We start from the raw sequence: 458 nt of genomic DNA on the forward strand, positions 1-458 counted from the left end.
CTAAGGCGTGTGGACATTTATCGAATTGCGATCTTGAGAGCAGCGAGATTGATCATGGCTCTATAGCTCTGATCGGTTTTCTCGTAGCGAGTGGCGATGCGCCGGAATGTTTTGAGGTTGCAGAAGAAGTTCTCGACGAGGTGTCTCCAACGGTAGGCGTGGAAGTCGCAGTCGATCTTTTGCTTCCGGTTTGATTTGGGTGGGATCACTGCCACCGCGCCTCTTTCGTTCAGTTCGGTTCGCAGCCAGTCGGCGTCGAAAGCTTTGTCTCCGAGGAACATGTCGAATTCGACGTCCTGGATCAGCGGCTTCACCCCGACGAGATCGTGGCTCTGGCCTGGCAAGAGAACGAAGCGAACCAGGTTTCCCAGTGCATCTACCAGCACGACGATCTTGGTGGTCAATCCGCCGCGCGATCGGCCGATCGCCTGACGATGAGTCCCCCCCTTGCGCCGGTG

1 protein-coding gene is annotated in these 458 nt (G+C 56.6%); it reads right to left on the reverse strand.

The window, feature by feature from the left end:
• Positions 1 to 17 precede the first annotated feature (17 nt).
• A partial coding sequence (locus tag K9B33_RS22970) for an IS5 family transposase (RefSeq protein ID WP_224551431.1) occupies positions 18 to 458 on the reverse strand: 441 nt, incomplete at its 5' end.

Origin of the sequence: Sphingobium sp. 3R8 (assembly GCF_020166615.1) — a bacterium.
GTDB classification, from domain to species: Bacteria; Pseudomonadota; Alphaproteobacteria; order Sphingomonadales; family Sphingomonadaceae; genus Sphingobium; species Sphingobium bisphenolicum.